This is a genomic window from Alloyangia pacifica (assembly GCF_003111685.1).
GTDB lineage: Bacteria > Pseudomonadota > Alphaproteobacteria > Rhodobacterales > Rhodobacteraceae > Salipiger > Salipiger pacificus_A.
This window is the reverse complement of record NZ_CP022189.1, coordinates 2,641,702-2,656,444: the sequence shown is the minus strand read 5'-3', so window position 1 is coordinate 2,656,444 and position 14,743 is coordinate 2,641,702. Positions and strand designations below refer to the sequence as shown.

The 14,743-nt window shown below is 66.0% G+C and carries 17 protein-coding genes; 9 read left to right on the top strand and 8 right to left on the bottom strand.

Translation table 11 applies throughout. The features are described 5' to 3' along the window. Window positions 1-169 precede the first annotated feature (169 nt). Both carB and CEW88_RS12850 read right to left on the bottom strand, forming a co-directional pair. Window positions 170-3,517: a carbamoyl-phosphate synthase large subunit gene (gene carB / locus CEW88_RS12855; RefSeq protein ID WP_108967357.1), complete on the bottom strand. Its 3,348-nt coding sequence runs from the start codon at window positions 3,515-3,517 to the stop codon at window positions 170-172. 288 nt (window positions 3,518-3,805) lie between these two features. After that, complete coding sequence (locus CEW88_RS12850; RefSeq protein ID WP_108967355.1) at window positions 3,806-5,038, bottom strand: SAM-dependent methyltransferase; 1,233 nt, start codon at window positions 5,036-5,038, stop codon at window positions 3,806-3,808. Window positions 5,039-5,221: 183 nt separating this feature from the next. Here CEW88_RS12850 and aspS point away from each other — a divergent pair, with 183 nt between their 5' ends. Beyond that, a complete protein-coding gene (gene aspS, locus CEW88_RS12845) occupies window positions 5,222-7,003 on the top strand; it encodes an aspartate--tRNA ligase (protein ID WP_108967353.1) in 1,782 nt (593 codons plus the stop codon). 17 nt (window positions 7,004-7,020) lie between these two features. Then, entirely contained in the window at window positions 7,021-7,752 is a 732-nt protein-coding gene (locus CEW88_RS12840) for a BglII/BstYI family type II restriction endonuclease (RefSeq protein WP_108967352.1), read from the top strand. Between the two features lie 85 nt (window positions 7,753-7,837). Here the strand turns inward: CEW88_RS12840 and CEW88_RS12835 are convergent, their stop codons facing one another. The 3 genes from CEW88_RS12835 to CEW88_RS12825 all read right to left on the bottom strand — a co-directional run bounded on the left by CEW88_RS12835 (window position 7,838) and on the right by CEW88_RS12825 (window position 9,999). Beyond that, window positions 7,838-8,470 (bottom strand): MT-A70 family methyltransferase, encoded by a 633-nt coding sequence (locus CEW88_RS12835; protein WP_108967350.1) that lies wholly within the window; start codon window positions 8,468-8,470, stop codon window positions 7,838-7,840. 240 nt (window positions 8,471-8,710) lie between these two features. Further along, complete coding sequence (locus CEW88_RS12830) at window positions 8,711-9,187, bottom strand: hemerythrin domain-containing protein (protein WP_108967348.1); 477 nt, start codon at window positions 9,185-9,187, stop codon at window positions 8,711-8,713. 77 nt (window positions 9,188-9,264) lie between these two features. Then, the gene (locus CEW88_RS12825; RefSeq protein WP_254694405.1) at window positions 9,265-9,999 is read right to left on the bottom strand and encodes a response regulator; all 735 of its coding nucleotides are present in this window, start codon (window positions 9,997-9,999) and stop codon (window positions 9,265-9,267) included. A gap of 165 nt (window positions 10,000-10,164) precedes the next feature. Between CEW88_RS12825 and mce the strand changes: the two genes are divergently transcribed. After that, window positions 10,165-10,569, top strand: coding sequence for a methylmalonyl-CoA epimerase (gene mce, locus CEW88_RS12820; protein ID WP_108967346.1), 405 nt, complete (start codon window positions 10,165-10,167; stop codon window positions 10,567-10,569). Window positions 10,570-10,578: 9 nt separating this feature from the next. Next, window positions 10,579-10,872: a DUF1467 family protein gene (locus tag CEW88_RS12815; protein ID WP_108967344.1), complete on the top strand. Its 294-nt coding sequence runs from the start codon at window positions 10,579-10,581 to the stop codon at window positions 10,870-10,872. Window positions 10,873-10,904: 32 nt separating this feature from the next. Here the strand turns inward: CEW88_RS12815 and CEW88_RS12810 are convergent, their stop codons facing one another. Together CEW88_RS12810 and CEW88_RS12805 are read right to left on the bottom strand one after the other, a co-directional pair. Then, window positions 10,905-11,606 (bottom strand): EI24 domain-containing protein, encoded by a 702-nt coding sequence (locus tag CEW88_RS12810; protein ID WP_108967342.1) that lies wholly within the window; start codon window positions 11,604-11,606, stop codon window positions 10,905-10,907. Then, on the bottom strand, window positions 11,603-12,181 hold the full coding sequence (locus CEW88_RS12805; protein ID WP_108967340.1) for a nitroreductase family protein: 579 nt from the start codon (window positions 12,179-12,181) through the stop codon (window positions 11,603-11,605). The genes CEW88_RS12810 and CEW88_RS12805 overlap by 4 nt, the downstream gene beginning before the upstream one ends. Window positions 12,182-12,354: 173 nt before the next feature. Here CEW88_RS12805 and CEW88_RS12800 point away from each other — a divergent pair, with 173 nt between their 5' ends. Beyond that, window positions 12,355-12,612, top strand: a complete 258-nt coding sequence (locus CEW88_RS12800) for a DUF167 domain-containing protein (RefSeq protein ID WP_108967338.1) — start codon at window positions 12,355-12,357, stop codon at window positions 12,610-12,612. On the opposite strand, the gene CEW88_RS12795 is transcribed toward CEW88_RS12800, so the two are convergent. Further along, a complete protein-coding gene (locus CEW88_RS12795) occupies window positions 12,613-12,858 on the bottom strand; it encodes a hypothetical protein (RefSeq protein ID WP_108967336.1) in 246 nt (81 codons plus the stop codon). Between the two features lie 179 nt (window positions 12,859-13,037). On the opposite strand from CEW88_RS12795, the gene CEW88_RS12790 reads away from it, so the two are divergent. From CEW88_RS12790 to CEW88_RS12775, 4 genes are all read left to right on the top strand, one after another. Beyond that, window positions 13,038-13,766, top strand: a complete 729-nt coding sequence (locus tag CEW88_RS12790; RefSeq protein ID WP_108967334.1) for a M48 family metallopeptidase — start codon at window positions 13,038-13,040, stop codon at window positions 13,764-13,766. 90 nt (window positions 13,767-13,856) lie between these two features. After that, window positions 13,857-14,114, top strand: coding sequence for a DUF6455 family protein (locus CEW88_RS12785; protein WP_108967332.1), 258 nt, complete (start codon window positions 13,857-13,859; stop codon window positions 14,112-14,114). A 4-nt stretch (window positions 14,115-14,118) separates the two neighbouring features. Further along, window positions 14,119-14,442, top strand: a complete 324-nt coding sequence (locus CEW88_RS24895) for a DUF6455 family protein (RefSeq protein ID WP_254694404.1) — start codon at window positions 14,119-14,121, stop codon at window positions 14,440-14,442. 3 nt (window positions 14,443-14,445) lie between these two features. Further along, a complete protein-coding gene (locus CEW88_RS12775; RefSeq protein WP_203594938.1) occupies window positions 14,446-14,700 on the top strand; it encodes a DUF6455 family protein in 255 nt (84 codons plus the stop codon). The last annotated feature ends 43 nt before the right edge of the window (window positions 14,701-14,743 follow it).

Genomic DNA, 14,743 nt, shown 5'->3' with positions numbered 1-14,743 from the left:
GCTCTGTCATCGTCGCGCAACGCTCCCATGTCGTCCGGATCTGGCTGGCATAAAGCGCGAAACTCGGGCGTTGCAGCGCCAGCCCACGGGCAGGCGCTCACCCGGCTACCGTGGGACAAAAAGGGGCGGGAAAATTTCCCGCCCCTTTCCTGTCTCTGATCCCGAAGGCTTAGGCCTGCAGCGGCTTGACGACCAGGTCGCCCTCTTCGCGCGCCTGCATCGCCTGCGCGGCGGCATGGGCGCCGGCGGCGGTGGTGAAATAGGGGATCTTGTCGTAGAGCGCGACCGAGCGGATGGCGCTGCTGTCCGAGATCGACGCCGCGCCCTCGGTGGTGTTCAGCACCAGCTGCACGCCGCCGTCCTTCAGCAGGTCGACGACGTTCGGACGGCCTTCGTAGACCTTCTTGACCACCTCGCAGGTGATGCCAGCCTCTTCGAGGAACTTGGCCGTGCCGGCGGTGGCGAGGATCTTGAAGCCTAGGTCCGACAGGATCTGCGCCGCCTCGACCATCTGCGGGGTCTTGTCCTCGTTGCGGATCGAGATGAACACCGTGCCCTCTTCGGGCAAATGCGTGCCCGCGCCCATCTGCGCCTTGAGGAAGGCACGCGGGAACGAGCGGTCCCAGCCCATGACTTCGCCGGTCGAGCGCATTTCCGGCCCGAGGATCGTGTCGACGCCCGGGAAGCGGGCGAAGGGCAGCACGGCTTCCTTGACCGAGAACCACGGCATGTTCGGATCGGCCAGCGTCATCGGATCCGCCAGCGGCAGCGCGGTGTCGTAGTCGGCGTTCTCGGGGTAGGGCGCGCGCAGCGGGAAGGCCGAGAGCTTCTCGCCCGCCATGATCCGCGCGGCGATCGAGGCGATCGCGCTGTCGGTGGCCTTGGCGACGAAGGGCACGGTGCGCGAGGCACGCGGGTTCACCTCTATGAGGTAGATTTCCTCCTCGCCCTGCTCGTTCTTCTTGATCGCGAACTGCACGTTCATAAGGCCGACCACGTTGAGCGCCTTGGCCAGCGCCACGGTCTGCTCCTTGATCTGGGCGATGATCTCGTCCGAGAGCGAGAAGGGCGGCAGCGAGCAGGCGGAGTCGCCCGAGTGGACGCCGGCTTCCTCGATGTGCTGCATGATGCCCGCGACGTGCACGTCGGTGCCGTCGCAAAGCGCGTCGACGTCAAGCTCGGTCGCGCCCGACAGGTAGCTGTCGAGCAGCACCGGGCTGTCGCCCGAGACCACGACCGCCTCGGCGATGTAGCGCTCGAGGTGGGCCATGTCGCGGACGATCTCCATCGCCCGGCCGCCCAGCACGTAAGAGGGGCGGATCACCAGCGGGAAGCCGATCTCGTCGGCGATGGCCAGCGCCTGCGCGTCGGTCGAGGCGATGCCGTTGCGCGGCTGCTTGAGGCCAAGCTGGTTGACCAGCGCCTGGAAACGCTCGCGGTCTTCGGCGAGGTCGATCGCGTCGGGCGTGGTGCCGAGGATCGGGATGCCCTCGGCCTCGAGCGCGTTTGCCAGCTTCAGCGGGGTCTGGCCGCCGAACTGCACGATGACGCCGTGCAGCGTGCCGTTGTCCTGCTCGACGCGCAGGATCTCCATCACGTGCTCGAAGGTCAGCGGCTCGAAGTAGAGGCGGTCCGAGGTGTCGTAGTCGGTCGACACGGTCTCGGGGTTGCAGTTGACCATGATGGTCTCATAGCCGGCTTTGGTCAGCGCAAAGCAGGCGTGGCAGCAGCAGTAGTCGAACTCGATGCCCTGACCGATACGGTTGGGCCCGCCGCCGAGGATGACCACTTTCTTGCGGTCCGAGGGACGCGCCTCGCATTCGACCTCGCCCATCATCGGCATCTCGTAGGTCGAGTACATGTAGGGCGTCTGCGCCTCGAACTCGGCGGCGCAGGTGTCGATGCGCTTGAAGCTGGCGACGACGCCGAGGTCGGTGCGGCGCTTGCGCACGTCCTTCTCGGCAAAGCCGGTCAGCTTGGCGAGGCGGGCGTCGGTGAAGCCCATGATCTTCAGCGCGCGCAGGCCCTCGGCGTCGGTCGGCAGGCCGTTCTCGCGGACCTGCTCCTCGGCCTCGACGATCTCGCGAATGCGGGCAAGGAACCACGGGTCGAACATGGTTACGCCGTGGATCTCGTCATCGGTCAGACCGTGGCGCATCGCCTGCGCGATGGTGCGCATCCGGTCCGGGGTCTGCTGGCCGATGGCCTTGATGACCGCCGATTTCTCAGGCGCGCCGGGGATTTCCACCTCGTCGAAGCCGGTCAGGCCGGATTCCATCGACGCCAGCGCTTTCTGCAGCGACTCATGGATGGTGCGGCCGATGGCCATCGCCTCGCCGACCGACTTCATCGCGGTGGTGAGATGCGGCTCGGAGCCAGGGAACTTCTCGAAAGCGAATTTCGGGATCTTGGTGACGACATAATCGATGGTCGGCTCGAACGACGCCGGGGTCACCTTGGTGATGTCGTTGTCGAGCTCGTCGAGCGTATAGCCCACGGCCAGCTTCGCGGCGATCTTGGCGATCGGGAAGCCGGTGGCCTTGGACGCCAGCGCCGAGGAGCGCGACACACGCGGGTTCATCTCGATGACAACCATGCGGCCGTTGTCGGGGTTCACCGCCCATTGCACGTTGGAGCCGCCGGTCTCGACACCGATCTCGCGCAGCACGGCGATCGAGCCGTTGCGCATGATCTGGTATTCCTTGTCGGTCAGGGTCAGCGCCGGGGCCACGGTGATCGAGTCGCCGGTGTGCACGCCCATGGGATCGACGTTCTCGATGGCGCAGACGATGATCGCGTTGTCCGCCTTGTCGCGGACGACTTCCATTTCATACTCTTTCCAACCGAGCAGCGACTCGTCGACGAGGATCTGGTTCACCGGCGAGGCATCCATGCCCGAGCGGCAATAATGCATATAGTCTTCGCGGTTGTAGGCCACGCCGCCGCCGGTGCCGCCGAGGGTGAAGGCGGGGCGGATGATCGCCGGCAGGCCGATGTCTTCCAGCGCCTCAAGCGCGATGGCGACGCCGGCGTCGAGGTCGGCCTTGCCGTTCGCCTTCTTCGGCGCGGTGACGATCGTGGCGCGCGGGTTCTCGAGCCCGATGCGGTCCATCGCCTCGCGGAACAGGGCGCGGTCCTCGGCCATCTCGATGGCGTCGCGCTTGGCGCCGATCATCTCGACACCGAATTTCTCGAGCACGCCCATTTCCTCGAGCTTCAGCGAGGTGTTGAGGCCGGTTTGCCCGCCCATGGTCGGCAGCAGCGCGTCGGGGCGCTCCTTCTCGATGATCTTGGCAACGACTTCCGGCGTGATCGGCTCGATGTAGGTGGCATCGGCGAGCTCGGGATCGGTCATGATGGTGGCCGGGTTCGAGTTGACCAGGATGACCCGGTAGCCTTCTTCCCGGAGCGCCTTGCAGGCTTGGGCACCGGAGTAGTCGAATTCGCAGGCTTGCCCGATGATGATGGGCCCCGCCCCGATGATCATGATGGATTTGATATCGGTTCTTTTAGGCATGGGGCACCTTCATGTGATGTCAGTCGCGGTCGGGCAGGGGGCAGCGCGCGACGGAGTCGCCGCTCCCCGCAAATTGTCGTGCGTTATAGACAGAAGCTTTGCCCACGCAACCCCAGATCCGCCTTGTTTTCCTCTGCAAAGCAAATGGCGGCGACAGCGACGTGACAGCGGCGTGGCCGGAGCGTGACGCTACGTTGCCCAAGGGTCACGGAGTCTTGCCCGAATTTCAACAGCAAGCGCCGGGTCGAGGGGGAGGCCCGGGTGGGTGAGCCGTTCGGCTGCGCGCCCCTATTGCGCGGCGTGCAGCATTTCCTGTTCACGGTCCGCGTAGAGATAGTCCCGGGTGGTCGGCACGGCGTACTGCTTGTGCGACAGCTGCACGTGGAAAACGCCCTGACGGGTTTCCTCGAAGGCCGCCTCGCAGACCACGAGGTACAGGCGCCACATGCGGATGAACCGCTCGTCGTAACCCAGGTCGCGGACCTTCGGCAGCGCCGCCTCGAAGCGGCGGCGCCAATGGTTCAGGGTCGGCCCGTAATGACCACGCAGCACTTCGACATCGGTGGCCCAAAGGCCGGACTTCTCGACCGCGGCTGACACTTCCGAGAGGCTGGGAACGTAGCCGCCGGGGAAGATGTATTTGTCGAGCCAGGGCGAGGTCGGCGCGGGCGGGGCGGTGTGCCCGATGGTGTGAATGAGCGCGACGCCGTCCAGCGCGAGCACCTCCTGCACCTTGGCGAAATACTCGCGCAGATGCGGGTAGCCCACGTGTTCGAGCATCCCGACCGAGACCACCCGATCGAAGCGGTCCTCGATCTTGCGATAGTCGAGCAGGCGGAAGTCGGTCTTGTCGGCGAGCCCGGCTTCCTCGGCGCGGCGCCTGGCGGTGGCGAGCTGGTTCTCGGAAAGGGTCACCCCGGTCACATGCACGCCGTAGTCGCGCGCCAGTGTCAGCGCCATGCCACCCCAGCCGCAGCCGATGTCGAGCACCCTCATCCCGGGCTTGAGCAGCAGCTTGTGCGCGATATGATCCTTCTTGGCCGTCTGCGCGGCCTCGAGGGAAATGCCCGGATCGGTGAAATAGGCGCAGGAATACTGCATGTCCTTGTCCAGGAAGAGCCGGTAAAGATCATCCGAGATGTCGTAATGGTGCTGCACGTTGGTCTGCGAGCGAAGCGGGTTGTTGCGTTGCTCGATGCCGCGCAGCGCGACGCGCATCCTGTCCATGGCCGAGAACCAGCTGGGCATCTTGCCCGACTGCTGATTGCGCACCAGCAGCGCGACGAAAGCGTAGAGCCGGTGCGGCGGGCAGTCGATTCTGCCGTCCATGTACCCCTCGCCGAGCGCCAGCACAGGGTTCGTGCAAAGCTCGCCGATGATGCTGCTCTCGGTGAGCGTGACCTCGGCCTCCGGACCGGCTCCGGGTCCGTAGTCGCGACAGGTGCCGTCAGGCCAGGTGACCCGCAAGCGCCCTTCGACAATGAGTCTTTTCAATATCCGTTCGAGTAAGGTCTGCCACATGCCGGCCCCCCTTAACTGCGTGAAGTGCAAAAAACGGGTAAAAACGCCCTGAATCGCAAAAAGGTTCCCAGACGTTACAACATGAACGAAATATGGCAAATACCGTGGGCCTCCCTTGACTTCCCGCGGCTCTAGCGGTGTATCGGCGCCTAACTTTCCAGCAGTTTCCGAAGGGCAAGAGCCATGCATGCCTATCGCAGCCATACCTGCGCAGATCTGACCAAGGCCAATGTCGGCGAGACCGTGCGTCTCTCCGGCTGGGTGAACCGCATCCGCGATCACGGCGGCATTCTCTTTATCGACCTGCGCGACCATTACGGCATCACGCAGGTCCTGTGCGACCCCGACAGCGCCGCCTTCGCGGAGGTCGAAAAGGTGCGCTCGGAGTGGTGCATCCGCATCGACGGCGAGGTGAAGGCCCGCGACCCCGAGCTGGTGAACCCCAAGCTGCCGACAGGTGAGATCGAAGTCTTCGTGCGCGGCATCGAGGTGCTTGGCGCGTCGAACGAGCTGCCGCTGATGGTCTTCGGCGAGCAGGAATACCCCGAAGAGACCCGCCTGCGCTATCGCTACCTCGATCTGCGCCGCGAGAGCATGCAGCGCAATATGACCCTGCGCTCGGATGTGGTGGCCTCGATCCGCCGCCGGATGTGGGACAAGAGCTTCCGCGAATTCCAGACGCCGATCATCACCGCCTCCTCGCCCGAGGGCGCGCGCGACTTCCTCGTGCCCTCGCGCCTGCACCCGGGCAAGTTCTACGCGCTGCCGCAGGCCCCCCAGCAGTTCAAGCAGCTGATCATGGTCTCGGGCTTCGACAAGTATTTCCAGATCGCGCCCTGCTTCCGCGACGAAGATCCGCGCGCCGACCGCTCGCCGACCGACTTCTACCAGCTCGACATGGAAATGAGCTTCGTCGAGCAGCAGGACGTCTTCGACACCATCTCGCCGGTGATCGCGGGCATCTTCGAAGAGTTCGGCGGTGGCCGGAAGGTCGATGCGCCCGGCGAATGGCCGCAGATCTCCTACCGCGACGCGGCCAAGTGGTACGGCACCGACAAGCCCGACCTGCGCAACCCGATCAAGATGCAGGACTGCTCCGAGCACTTCCGCGGCTCGGGCTTCGCGATCTTCGCCAAGCTGCTTGAGCAGGAGGGTACCGAGGTCCGCGCCATCCCCGCGCCCACCGGCGGCTCGCGCAAGTTCTGCGACCGGATGAACGCCTTTGCCCAGAAAGAGGGTCTGCCCGGAATGGGCTACATCTTCTGGCGCGACCAGGGCGAAGGCATCGAGGCCGCCGGCCCGCTCGCCAAGAACATCGGTCCGGAGCGCACCGAGGCGATCCGTCAGCAGCTTGGGCTCGACGTCGGTGACGCCGCCTTCTTCCTCGGCGGCAAGCCCTCGAGCTTCGAGCGCGTGGCGGGCAAGGCGCGCGACGTGATCGGTGCCGAGCTGGGCCTGACTGAGACGGACCGTTTCGCCTTTGCCTGGATCGTCGACTTCCCGATCTACGAGAAGGACGACGAGACCGGCGAGATCGACTTCGAGCACAACCCCTTCTCGATGCCGCAGGGCGGCATGGAGGCGCTGCTGGGCGATCCGCTCGACGTGCGCGGCTACCAGTATGACTTGGCCTGCAACGGCTACGAGCTGGTGTCGGGCGCGATCCGGAACCACAAGCCCGAGATCATGCTCAAGGCCTTCGAACTGGCGGGCTACGGCGAGGAAGAGGTGAAGAACCGCTTCGGCGCGCTCTTCCAGGCCTTCCACTACGGCGCCCCGCCGCACGGTGGCTGCGCGGCGGGCATCGACCGGATCGTGATGCTGCTGGCGGACGAGCAGAACATCCGCGAGGTCATCATGTTCCCGATGAACCAGCGCGCCGAGGACCTGATGATGCAGGCGCCCTCCGTGCCTGCCTCAGACCAGCTGATGGAGCTCTCCCTGCGGGTCATCCCGCAAGAGTGACCGCAGGGGAAGTTCCGGTGCTAGAGACGCTCAGATCCCGCGGCTTCGATGTCGAAGTGCGCAACCATGCCGCGGCGATCCTGAGCGTCGATTTCCCCGATGAGACGGCCGAGCTGGTCGAGACGCTCTCCGAGTTCAGCATCGAACTTTCGGAGCTGATCGCCGGCGGCGGCGGCGAGTCGGGTCAGACCCAGCGGCTGCGGCGCGCGCTCGCCGCCCGCGGCTGGGCCAAGCACAACTTCCTTGTCCAGACCATCGTCGACGGTGTCGAGCGCGAGGCGATCTCGCACGAGATCGACCACGTGCGCCGAGGCGGGGCGGGGCGGCTCGCGCTCGAGATCGAGTGGAACAACAAGGACCCGTTCTTCGACCGCGATCTCGAGAACTTCCAGCGCCTGCACGCACAGTCGGCGATCTCGCTGGGGATCGTGGTGACGCGCGGGTCCTCGTTGCAGGACCGCATGCTGCCGCGCATCCGCGGTTGGCTCGAGGCGCAGGGGCTGCAATCGGAAGAAGACCTGCAGAGGCTCGGCATTGGCGACCGCACCGCCAAGCAGCGCGCGGCGGTCGAGGCGCAGGTCGCCAGGGGCGTGTCCTTCCCCGAGGCATTTGCCCGCAAGTTCGTCGGCGACAAGTTCGGCACTGCCACCACCCATTGGTCTAAGCTCGACGAGCGCGTCCGCCGCGGCGTCGGCAATCCTTGCCCATTGGTGCTGATCGGCCTGCCGGACGCGATCCTGTCGGGCTGACGTCCCGAAGCTCCGGCGCTTCGGAAATGTTCAGAAGCGACCAAAGCGCGCCAGACGTCGAGCAGAGCCCTGGGGCGGGCGCTCGTTATTCCGCCGCGACGCTCGAATTGTAGCTGTAGGTTTTCCAGGTCGGCTTGTAGTCGGCATCGGCCTGGTTGCCCCAGACCGTCCAGCCCTCGCGCACGCCACGCCCGAACATTTCGAGGTAGGGCCCCTTCGAGCAGCTCTCGATCAGCGTGTATTGCTCGTCGGGCTTGCGCGAGTGTTCGCGCTTACGGGTCTGGATCATGTTGACCTGGCGCCGCCCCGCTGCTTCGGTCCGAGCGCTTTTGCCACGGGTTCCGAAGAGCAGCAGCTCGGTCACGTTGCGGAAGTAGAAGCCCACACCGCGCCCGTCCGAACCGCCGTCCTTGCGAATCTTGTGCCAGACGATGTTCGACTTGTATTCGAAGCCCCAAGAGCTGAGCACCTGAAGCCCCTCGGGCAGCAGAGCGTTGGGCACCCAGAGGTAGCAATGCGCCGTGTCCTGCAGGTGGTCGGCCACCGGCAGTGCGCAGATGTCCTCGAGCGTCATCGTGGGATAACGCGCCAGGCGCTTATGTTCGGGGGCGACCTTCCCGGTGCGGTTGGTGAACCGCCAAGGCGGATCGGCCATCACAGTGGCGAACCGGTCGTCCCCAAGGAACTCGGACAGATGTTGCGCGGCGCTTTGTGTCATCGTCGAAATATAGCCCCCAGATCGAGCAAATGTCACGCGGCTTTCGCGCCGCGCGCGAGGCATTTACGCTCTATGGCAGGGCGCGAACAAAAATGGAACGATTCGACGCTGGGGAAGGCGGCCGACTGCCTCGACGTTGCGGACCTTGGTGCAGCCTTGGCGCGCTCTGAGACGGATCGGTCAGCCGCGCCGGGAGGTCTCGGGGCTCCCTCCGGCGCGGCACTGTTCCAAACGCGCAGGTCAGTCCTCGAGGTGATCTTCCTTCTTCTCCTCGATCAGCCCCAACTCCTTTTTCTTGCGGTCAAGGAAGCGCTGGCCATAGGCATCGTTGTCCTCTTCGCCGACGACCTTGCGGGCACGGGCGAAGACGTCCTCCTCTTCTTCGTCCATGTGGTGCTCGTAATCATGCTTGAGCGTGCGGAAGCGCGTCAGCCAGCCGGGCGAGGACATGTCCATCTCGTTTAATTCCTCGAGGATCTCGTCCATCTCGGCGTGTTCATGCACGGAATGGCGGGCGGCGTCCTGGCCCCAGGTGTGCTGCATCAGCTCGGAATAGAACTCTTCTTCCTCGGCGGCGGAGTGGGATTTGATGTCGCGGTAGAAGGTGTTCCAGGCCTTGCGGCGCTCGGGGCTGTCGCCGGTGGTCTCGTCGATACGCTCGAGCAGAGCGCGATGCGTCTCGTGGTCCTTCTTGATGGCGTCGTAGATCGAGGTCATGGCAGCTCTCCGCGTGCAGATGGCGATTGCGCAGGCAACGCAGAGAGAGCTGCGCGGGTTCCGTCTGGTGGGAGGGCTCAGATCGCTATGCGGGTCGCCATGCGCTGGTGCAACAGGGCAGAGAGCTGCGTGAGCGCCTGCGTCGTCGGGCGCCGCTCGGCCCGCGCCGCGGCCAGCGCCCGCGCCGCAGCCTCGAGCGCGCTGTCCCCGGCGCTGCGCGCCAGCCCGGCAAGAAACTGCGCGATATAGTCGGCGAGCCCGGGCTCTCCGGCCTCTTGCAAGAGCGCGGCGGCATGGGCGATGTCGTCCTGGTAGGCCAGCGGGTCGGGGGTGATCGGGTCGTCCGAGACGAGCCGGATGCCGCCGGGTTTGCGGCTGTCGGGCAGGGCGGCGATGATCGCGTTCTGAAACTCGAGCAGGCTGCGTAGCGGTTTTTCGAGGAAACCGTCCGCCCCGGCGGCGCGCAGCATGTTCTCGGCAAAGGGATCGCCGCTGATGCCGAGGATCACCGGCAACCGCGGGCTGCGTGCCACCAGCTCGGCGATCAGCCCCGCACCCGATCCGTCGGGCAGTCCGAGGTCAATCACCGCGACGGTTGGCCGGTAGAGCGACAGGTGGCGTCGCGCCGCCTGCAGGCAGTCCGCCCGGCGGATCCGCGCGCCGCTGCGCAGGGCCATCAGGCGCAGTGCATCGCAGGCGTAGCGGCTGTCTTCCACCGCGAGGATGGTCATGCCGAGCAGGGGCCGGGTGGCGGTGGGGCGCGGTGGAAAGGGCGTGTTGCGGTTGCTGTCGGTCATGTCGCTGTCGGTCATCTGGCCTTCCTCGATAGAGCGGTCGGGCGGGGCCGAGAAGGGACGCCCGCGCCAGTCCATCGTGCCCCGCCTTGGCTAATGGGCGGTTAATGGACGCACCCGGCTTGCGGGGCAGGGGCCGCACGCGCGATAACCGGGCGACGCGAGGATTCGAGGGAGAGTGTCATGATCGGTCGTCTCAACCATGTCGCCATTGCCGTGCCCGATCTGGAGGCGGCCTCGGCGATGTACCGTGACACGCTGGGTGCGGCAGTCGGCGCGCCGCAGGACGAGCCGGACCATGGCGTGACGGTGGTGTTCATCGAGCTGCCCAACACCAAGATCGAGCTGCTCCACCCGCTCGGAGACGAGTCGCCGATCCAGGGCTTTCTCGACAAGAACCCTTCGGGCGGCATTCACCACGTCTGCTACGAGGTCGAGGACATCCTCGCCGCGCGCGACCATCTCAAGGCACAGGGGGCGCGGGTGCTGGGCAATGGCGAGCCGAAGATCGGCGCGCATGGCAAGCCGGTGCTTTTCCTGCACCCCAAGGATTTCCAAGGCACGCTCGTCGAGCTGGAACAGGTCTGAGGACACATCATGGCAATCACTTCCGGCATCGTGCTCTTCGCGGTCATCTGGTTCATGACCTTCCTTTGCGTGATTCCCGTGCGGCTGAAGACGCAGGGGGACCTCGGCGAGATCGTGCCCGGCACCCACGCTGGCAGCCCCGAGGTGCACAACCTCAAGCGCAAGGCTTGGATCACCACCGGCATTTCGGTTGTCCTGTGGGGAATCTTCGCGGGGATCATCTTCAGCGGGCTGATCTCGGTCCGGGACATCGACGGCTGGATGTTCAACCGGATGGGCCCGCCCTTGACGGCTGGCGAGTGACCCCGCCAGCCCCGGCTTTCTAGCCTGATTGCCTAGCTCGCGGGGCGTTCGCCCTGCAGCCGGTGGTAGAGGTGGGTGAAGGTCGCCGCCCCGAGGATCGGGATCAGCAGGTTCACCAGCGGCACCGAGAGCGGCAGCGCCATGAGCACGCCGGCGATCCAGATCGTCACGAGGTGGCGGCGGCGCAGCACGGCGGCCTGTTCCCGCCCGACCCGGCGCATCGCCGCGAGGGTGAAATACTCCCGCCCCAGCAAGAAGCCGTTCAGCCCCCAGAAGATGAAGGGCGCGAGCGGGGCGAAGAAGATGTAGAGCACCAGCGCCACGAGGTTGGCCCCGATCAGCACGCCAAGGAAGCTCAGCGTGTCGCGCAGCGCCTCGCCCCAGCTCACCTCGGTCGCCGGGCCGAGCGCGGGATAATGTCGGTCCTCGACCGCCTGCGCCACGTCGTCGAGGAAGAACGAGGTGATCGCCGAGGCAACGGGCACCATCAGCACCACCGAGAGCAGCATCATCAGCGGCACCGCACCCCAGCTGATCGCGGTGTCGACCCAGGTCACCTCGCCGATCCAGGGCAGCGAGACAGTGTCGCCGACCAGCCAGCCAACGACGGTGACGAAGACGAAGTAGATCAGCACGAAGAGCCCGACCGTCAGGCCGAGCCCCTTGAGCAGAACCGAGCGGAAGCGCGGATCGCCGATCTGGCCGATCGCGGCAAGAAAGGACGCCGGGATCATGCGTCCATCCAGGTGGTGATCGCCTCGAGGTCGGGGCGCGGGCGCTCCGGCGGGGCCGAAGTTTCGGTGCCGATGTGTATGAAGCCCGCGACGCGCTCGTTCTCGGCCAGCCCAAGCGTCTCGGCGACGAAAGTGCGGTCATGCGAGGCCCAGCCGGTCAGCCAGTTCGCGCCCCAGCCCGAGGCCAGCGCGGCGTTGAGCAGGGCAAGGCAGGCGGCGCCCGCGGAATAGGTCTGCTCCAGCGGCGGAATCTTGGGGCTTTCCTTTTGCACCTCGATCACCGCGACGCAGAGCGGGCTATCGGCAAAGGCGGCGCGGGCCTTGGCGCCCTGGTCTTCGTCGATGCCCAATGCGGAAGCGCGGGCGGCGACGGCCTCCGCCATGCGGTCGAGCGCGCCGCGCTCCAGCACGATGAAGCGCCAGGGCTCGAGCTTGCCGTGATCCGGCGTGCGCGCAGCGGCGGTAAGCAACGGCATCAGCGCCGCGCGGTCGGGTGCCGGGCCGGTCAGCGTCTTGGCCGGGCGCGAGCGCCGGCTGAGCAGGAAGTCCATCGCCTGCGGATTGGGGGTGGGCATCGCCGTCTCCTCATTCAGTTGCCCCCTATGTCAGGCTTTGACGGCGCGGATTCAACCGGTTGCGGTGCCGGGGTGTGCCTTGAGACAGGCCGAAGGCAGTCGGCGCCGAGTTGGGGGTGTCTGGTTTGCGACGGGCTGATATGAGCACGGGCAGCCGCACGAGGAGCCCCGCCATGGCCAAGTCCGACCTTTCCCATCTCGCTGCGCCGGGTACGGTGCTGGAGCTGCGCGTCACGCCCAAGGCGTCGCGCAACGAGATCCGCGAGGAAGAGGGGCAGATCCGGGTCTACGTCACCACTGTTCCGGAAAACGGCAAGGCCAACGAGGCGGTGATCAAGCTGCTGTCAAAGGCGCTGGGGGTGCCAAAGTCGCGGCTCACGCTGATCCGCGGAGCAACGTCGCGGGACAAGGCTTTCCGGGTGGAGGGGTGATCACTCCTCCTCGTCGGCTCCCTGTCTGGTATAGACGCCCTCGGGCAGGCTGATCGCGGCGGCGAGATCGCGCATCTGGGTCATCGAGAGCGTGATCTTGTTCACCCTGTCGGTGCGCGGATCATATTGCTCGACCGTGACGCATTCCTCGAAGCTCGAGACGATCACGTCTTCCTGCAAATGCGGCTCGCCCTCGTCGACGAGGGTCACCACGGTGGCGTCAAATTCGTGCTCGATGCTGAACATGATAGCAGCCTAGACCCGCCTTCACGCGGCGTGCAATCCACAAAATGTACCAGTCCCTAGCGGCGGCGCGGGGCCCACGCAAAAAGCACAAAGATGCCACTCTGTGCGCGCTGCACTGGCGCCGGGGCGCGCCGCCGCCTATCCTTCGATCCATGATCCGAACCGGAGCGACCTTCCGCATGCGCCGACTTCTGCCCGTTTTCCTCGTCCTCGTCTCGGCCCTTGTTTCGGCCTGTGCCGTGGCGCCTGTTTCCTCGGTGCCCTCGGGTCGCAACGATCCCTTCTCTGGAGGGGGCGAATCCCGCGCCGCACGGCAGTTCACCGAGGTTGTCCACCGTGTCGAGCCGGTGGCCGAGAGCCAGTGCCGAAACTTCACCCGCGGCGGCGCGAACTGCGATTTCCTGATCGTCGTCGACGACCGCCCCGACGAGACGCCGAACGCCTTCCAGACCCGCGACAGCCAGGGGCGGCCGGTTCTGGCCTTCAACCTCGCGCTGATCCGTGAGGCGCAGAACGCCGACGAACTGGCCTTCGTCATGGGCCACGAGGCCTCGCATCACATCCTGGGCCACCTCGACCGGGTGCAGGAGGATGCCGCCATCGGCGCGATCATCTTCTCGGGCATCGCCGCGATGACCGGCGCGGATGAGGCTTCGGTGCGTTCGGCCGAGGAATTCGGCGCCTCGGTCGGGGCGCGAACCTTTACCAAGAACTACGAGCTGGAGGCGGACGAACTGGGCACGGTGATCTCGCTGCGCAGCGGCTTTGATCCGATTCGCGGCGCGCGGTTCTTCGAGCGTTTGCCGGATCCGGGGAACCGTTTCCTCGGGACCCACCCGCCGAACAGCGAACGAATCGAAACCGTGCGGCGCACGAGCGAGGCGTATCGGGCCGGTGGCGGCGTCTGACGTTGATGTGCATCAAGGGGGCCGCCGCCCTGCCGTGCTAAGCTTGTCCCGAGGCAAGGCCGAAAAGGCCGCCAACAAGGGAGAAGAGCCATGCCTGGAGCGAAGGATTTCAAACGTCATGCCGGTCTCGTCGACCAGATGGCCGGAGCGCTCGGCGTCGACCTCGAAGAGCAGATGATGCGCGGACGGTTGAGCTTTGCCGGTCTCGAGGATGCGGTGCTGGCCTGCACCGGCTGCCACAAGCCCGGTGACTGCGAGCATTGGCTCGCCACGCGCGATGGCATCACGGCGGCCACTCCGGGCTATTGCCGCAACGCCGACCTTTTTCGCGATCTGACCGGACGCTAGCGCGATGATCTCGGCCAACATGCTGCGCGGCCCGAGGCCCTTTCCGCTGGGCGACGAGCGCAGCCATTACTGGCGCGTACAGCGCATGGCCCGTGCCACCGGTGTCGATCTCGCCGAGGCGCAGCGCCGCGGGGTGCTGCCGCAGGACGACTGGGCCGGGATGGTGCGGCGCTGCCGGGCCTGCCTTTGGGCCGAGGGCTGCGCCCGCTGGCTCGATCACCGGGCCGATATAGAGGCTGGAGGGGAGCGCGCGCGCGTCTGGCCCGAAGACTGTGTGAACGGACGTCCTTTCAAGATGTTGCGGGATGAACTCCGGAACGAGGTGTGAATCATGCTGGGCGATCAGGCACGTCACTTCTGGATGGCGCGCAGCGTGGCGCGGGTCATGGGCCTCAACCTTGCCGAGCAGATCGACACGGGGCGGCTTCGGCCCGAGGAATATCAGGTGATGGTGGCCGCATGCTGCGGCTGCGCGCTGGTGGAGCAATGTGAAAAGTGGCTGGCGACCCATTGCGATCTCGCCAGGGTGCCGCCGCCGGGATGCCGGATCTCGGCGCCGCTGACCCGGCTCAGGCGCGCGAAATGAGATAGGTGCACTTTTTTGAGAGGGGAGTGCATCTCACTGCGGC